At 65.9% G+C, this 1,350-nt stretch carries 2 protein-coding genes; both read right to left on the bottom strand.

Annotated elements, in window-relative coordinates; all coding sequences use genetic code 11:
- Positions 1–98: 98 nt before the first annotated feature.
- Complete coding sequence (locus tag M2283_RS51535; RefSeq protein WP_280883570.1) at positions 99–986, bottom strand: IS3 family transposase; 888 nt, start codon at positions 984–986, stop codon at positions 99–101.
- The gene (locus tag M2283_RS51540; protein ID WP_046428639.1) at positions 983–1,282 is read right to left on the bottom strand and encodes a transposase; all 300 of its coding nucleotides are present in this window, start codon (positions 1,280–1,282) and stop codon (positions 983–985) included. The genes M2283_RS51535 and M2283_RS51540 overlap by 4 nt, the downstream gene beginning before the upstream one ends.
- Positions 1,283–1,350: the final 68 nt, after the last annotated feature.

Genomic DNA, 1,350 nt, shown 5'->3' on the forward strand with positions numbered 1-1,350 from the left:
AGGCATGAGAGGCTGTTGTCGTTCCGATCTTGAGCAGTGTTCATCGAACGGGAGTCTCGATCGGGTGAAGCTTCCCCGTGATCTTGGACACTCGTCGGTTATGCCGCGAGGGCGTGTTGATGCCGCTGCCTGGTCTCGGCTGGGGTGAGGTAGCCGAAGGTCTTGTGCTTGCGCAGGCGGCGGCGGTTGTAGAAGGTCTCGATGAAGGTGAAGACCTCGGCGCGGGCGGTGGCCCGGTCGGGCCAGATGCGGGTGCCGATCTCTTCCTTGAGCAGGGCCCAGAAACTCTCCGCGGCCGCGTTGTCGAAGCATGATCCGGTGCGTCCGCAGCTGTTGCGCAGTCCCAACTCCCTCATTCGGTCGATGAATTGGGTCGAGGTGTATTCGCTGCCGCGGTCACTGTGGATCACGCAGTCGGGTTCCAGGTTCCCTCGGCCGTAGGCCATGTCGAGGGCGTCCACGACGAGTTCTGCGCGGTGGTGATCAGCCATGGCATAGCCGACGACCTCGCGGGTGGCCAGGTCCAGCCAGCAGGCGAGGTAGAGCCAGCCCTCGGCGGTGGGCAGGTAGGTGATGTCGCCGACCAGCTTGATCCCGGGCCGCTCGGCGTGGAAGTCGCGGCCGATCAGGTCAGAGGCCGGCTTCGCCTTCTTGCCGGGCCGGGTCAACGAGCGGCGCTTGCGCCGGGTGACACCGCGGATGTCGCGCTCGCGCATTACGCGGGCGATGCGCTTGCGGTTCACCCGCCGCCCCAGACGCCGCAGTTCGGCGTGGATGCGCGGGACACCGTAGGTGTGGCGGGAGGCGACGTGCAGCACCGTGATCTCGTGCGCGAGCGCGTCGTCGGCGGCCTGCCGGGCATGGCGGGCGGCCTCGCCCTCGCGCCACGCATAGTAGGAGGAGCGGGCGACGTGCAGCACCCGGCACAACAGAACGATCGGGTAGTTCGCCTTCTCCGCATGGATGAACCGGCACAACTCGCTCACCGGTCGTTCTCCTTCACGAAGAAGGCGGTCGCTTTTTTCAGGATCTCGATCGTCTGCTGCTGCTCGCGGTTCTCCCGCCGCAGCCGCTTGAGCTCCTCGCGCTCGGCACTACTCAATTCGCCGGGAGTGCCCTCGCCCTGCTCCGCCTTCGCCTTGCGGTACCAGCCGCGCAGAGACTCGGAGCTGATGCCGAGTTCCCGGGCGACCGCCGTGACCGTCTTGCCCGAGGAGTCGACGAGCGCGATCGCGTCCCGCTTGAACTCTTCGGTGTACCGCTTCGTGTACTTGCTTCCCACCTGGTGCTACTTCCTCTGGAACCTCAAGGTCCCAGTCTCCAGGTGTCCACGATCAAGGGGAAGGTTCA

This window comes from Streptomyces pseudovenezuelae (assembly GCF_029892565.1).
GTDB lineage: Bacteria > Actinomycetota > Actinomycetes > Streptomycetales > Streptomycetaceae > Streptomyces > Streptomyces pseudovenezuelae_A.